This window comes from Phyllobacterium sp. SYP-B3895, from assembly GCF_009647635.1.
GTDB lineage: Bacteria > Pseudomonadota > Alphaproteobacteria > Rhizobiales > Rhizobiaceae > Phyllobacterium > Phyllobacterium pellucidum.
On the sequence record NZ_WJIG01000008.1, the window covers coordinates 1 to 3,435 of the forward strand.

Sequence of the window (3,435 nt, forward strand, 5' to 3'; positions counted from 1 at the left end):
CTTAGGGCGCATTCAGCAACCGCCAGCGGCGCCCCGCCCTCGTTGTGCCGGTATATAGACCCCACCCAACAAAACTGTCAACACGCCTTTTTCAATTTCTCAAAACTTTTTCCAACCACCACCCAACCCTGTGGATAAGCGGTCGCGGCTAATCGAAAAAGCCCAACGAAAACAGGCGCTGCTATGGCAGCGCCTGCGAAAACCAAGGCTGTCCCAAAGATGCGACCGCGAAATCAAGCCAGCGTATAGGCAGTCTTTACCGTCGTATAAAACTCCGCCGCATATTTGCCCTGCTCGCGCGGGCCGTAGCTCGACCCCTTGCGCCCGCCAAACGGCACATGGAAGTCGACACCTGCGGTCGGCAGATTGACCATCACCATGCCGGCCTCGGCATTGCGCTTGAAATGCGTTGCGTGCTTCAGGCTGGTCGTCGCTATGCCGGACGACAGGCCGAACGGCGTGTCATTGGCGGTATGCAGGGCTTCTTCGTAATCCTTGACGCGAATGACACTGGCGACGGGGCCAAAAATCTCTTCGCGCGAAATGCGCATCTGATTGGTGGCTTCGGTGAAAAGCGCCGGCTGCAGATAGAAGCCCGGGGCCTCGCGGTTGAGCCGTTCGCCGCCGAACGCCAGCTTTGCGCCTTCGCCCCTTCCAATCTCGATATAGTTCATATCCTGATCGAGCTGGCTCTGGTCGACCACCGGGCCGATATGCGTGCCCGCCTTCAAGGCGTCATCGATCACAAGCCCCTTCAAGCGCTCTGTCGCGGCGGCAACGAATTTGTCGTGGATGCCTTCGGTGACGATGATGCGCGACGAGGCCGTGCAGCGCTGCCCTGTCGAAAAGAAGGCACTGTTGACGGCCGCCTCGACTGCGACGTTGAGGTCCGCGTCGTCGAGAACGACGAAGGGATTCTTGCCGCCCATCTCCAGCTGGAACTTGCGCATATGCTCGATCGAAGCTGCGGCGACGCGCTTGCCGGTGCCGACAGATCCCGTGAAAGTGATGGCGTGGACATCGGCACTGTCGAGAATTGCCTGACCGACGACCGACCCCTTGCCCATGACGAGATTGAGAACGCCCTTGGGCAGGCCGGCGCGGTGCAGAATATCGACGATGGCCCAGGAGCAGCCGGGTACAAGATCGGCCGGCTTGAACACGACCGTGTTGCCATAGGCGAGCGCCGGCGCGATCTTCCAGGCGGGAATGGCAATCGGGAAATTCCAAGGCGTGATGATACCGACGACCCCGACGGGTTCGCCCGTAATCTCGACGCCGATGTTCGGGCGGGCGCTCGGTATCACTTCACCGGCAAGCCGCAGAACTTCGCCAGCAAAAAAATCGAAAATCTGGGCGGCGCGCAGCGTCTCGCCGATCCCTTCCGCGAGTGTCTTGCCCTCCTCCCGCGAGAGCAGGCGGCCGAGTTCGTCCTTGCGCGCCGTGATTTCATCAGCCGTCTTGCGCAGGATCGCATGACGCTCGAGAATGCCCGAACGCGACCAGACGGGAAACGCTGCCTTTGCCGCCGCGATGGCCCGAACTGTATCTTCAGCGCTGGCGCGTGCGTACTCGCCAACAACATCATTTGTATTCGATGGATTGACGTTGGCAACGGCATCGCTGCCGAACCACTCGCCGTTGATAAGGTTCTGGTGCAGGGTCATGTGATATATCTCTCTCCGTTTGGCCGAACCAATAGCATAGGAGCAGTCGCGTTCAACGTGAAATTGCGCCGCTTCTCTCGATTTGACCCGAATGGGTTTCGCCGCCATGGCCGTCTGTGCGAACATCGCCGCCGATTCGAAGACTTGATATAGGAACGCCTGGCGCTATTTTCAGGCGTCCGCGTGGAGGAACAAAAGAATGCCCTATCCGCTGTTCAATCTTGAAGGACGGCTTGCCCTTGTCACCGGTTCGAGCCAGGGCATTGGTTTCGCGCTTGCCAAGGGTCTCGCCGAGCACGGTGCGGCGGTCGTCATCAATGGGCGTGACAGGGTAAAGGTCGACGCGGCGGTCGGTGAACTCGCGGCCGTCGGGCTTAACGCCTATGCGTCGACATTCGATGTAACCGATCTTGCCGCAGTAAAGGCAGGGGTCGATGCGATCGAAACGGAAATTGGGCCGATCGACATTCTTGTCAACAATGCCGGCATGCAGTTTCGCGCACCGCTCGAGGATTTTCCCGAGGATAAATGGCAGCAATTGCTGCAGACCAATATCTCAAGCGTATTTTACGCCGGCCAATCTGTTGCCCGGCACATGATCAAGCGCGGCCGGGGCAAGATCATCAACATTGGTTCCGTCCAGAGCGAGCTCGCGCGCCCGTCGATCGCGCCCTATACGGCGACGAAGGGGGCGGTGCGGAACCTGACCCGCGGCATGTGCACCGACTGGGCGAAGCACGGCTTGCAGATCAACGCCATTGCGCCCGGCTACTTCAGGACGCCGCTCAACCGGGCGCTTATGGACAATGCGGATTTTTCGGCATGGCTGAAAAAGCGTACGCCCGCGGGCCGATGGGGTAATGTCGATGAATTGGTGGGCGCGGCGGTGTTTCTTTCCGGTGACGCGTCTTCCTTCGTCAATGGCCAGGTGCTGCATGTCGATGGCGGGATAACAGCCTCGGTATGATTCGCGTCATTGTCATGGGGGTCAGCGGCTCCGGAAAATCCTCCGTCGGCGCCGGCATTGCCGACGCTCTCGGGCTGCCATTCCTGGAAGGCGATAGCCTGCACCCGGCAAGCAATGTTGCCAAGATGGCGGCAGGTACTCCCTTGACTGATGACGACCGCTGGCCATGGCTTGACCAGATCGGAGCCACGCTGGCAGCGGCCGAAGACGGGATTGTCGTTTCGTGCTCGGCATTGAAGAAGGTCTATCGCGACCGCTTGCGCAAGGCCGCTGCCGGTCCCTTGGCTTTCGTATTCCTCGATGGCAGCGTGGCCGTGTTGCATGAGCACATGGCCAAACGCACCGGGCATTTCATGCCGGTTACCATGCTCGGCAGTCAGCTGGCGACGCTCGAGGCGCCGGTTGATGAACCTCGCGTCCTGCGCCAGGATGTGGCAGAACCGCTCAATGTCATCGTGCAAGCAAGCGTGGCCTGGCTGAAAGAATTGGACCCTTGAACGCACGAAAGCCCGGCGGATGCCGGGCTTTTGTGTGGATTGTTGTTATGTGATGTTGGTTGCGGGGACAGGATTTGAACCTGTGACCTTCAGGTTATGAGCCTGACGAGCTACCGGGCTGCTCCACCCCGCGTCAATTGTGTGCGGTATGCGCTTGCGCTTCCCTTTGTTGCGAGTGCTTGCGCTTGCATGGAAAGGGCCGTTTGGTGCGGCGCTTATGTTTGTTGTTGTGTGTTTGTCGAGAAGCTTTGTTTGTTGCGTTTGGCAGACCTGGCAGCGACCTACTCTCCCGCGTCTTGAGACG

3 protein-coding genes and 1 tRNA gene are annotated in these 3,435 nt (G+C 59.6%); 2 read left to right on the forward strand and 2 right to left on the reverse strand.

Annotated elements, in window-relative coordinates:
* Positions 1-233 precede the first annotated feature (233 nt).
* Positions 234-1,667, reverse strand: coding sequence for an aldehyde dehydrogenase family protein (locus GF108_RS22120; RefSeq protein WP_153670477.1), 1,434 nt, complete (start codon positions 1,665-1,667; stop codon positions 234-236).
* A 199-nt stretch (positions 1,668-1,866) separates the two neighbouring features.
* Between GF108_RS22120 and GF108_RS22125 the strand changes: the two genes are divergently transcribed.
* Positions 1,867-2,634, forward strand: coding sequence for an SDR family oxidoreductase (locus GF108_RS22125; RefSeq protein WP_153670478.1), 768 nt, complete (start codon positions 1,867-1,869; stop codon positions 2,632-2,634).
* Positions 2,631-3,131: a gluconokinase gene (locus GF108_RS22130; protein WP_153670479.1), complete on the forward strand. Its 501-nt coding sequence runs from the start codon at positions 2,631-2,633 to the stop codon at positions 3,129-3,131. Before GF108_RS22125 ends, GF108_RS22130 begins: the two co-directional genes overlap by 4 nt.
* A 56-nt stretch (positions 3,132-3,187) precedes the next feature.
* On the opposite strand, the gene GF108_RS22135 is transcribed toward GF108_RS22130, so the two are convergent.
* Positions 3,188-3,264, reverse strand: a tRNA-Met gene (locus GF108_RS22135).
* Between the last annotated feature and the right edge of the window lie 171 nt (positions 3,265-3,435).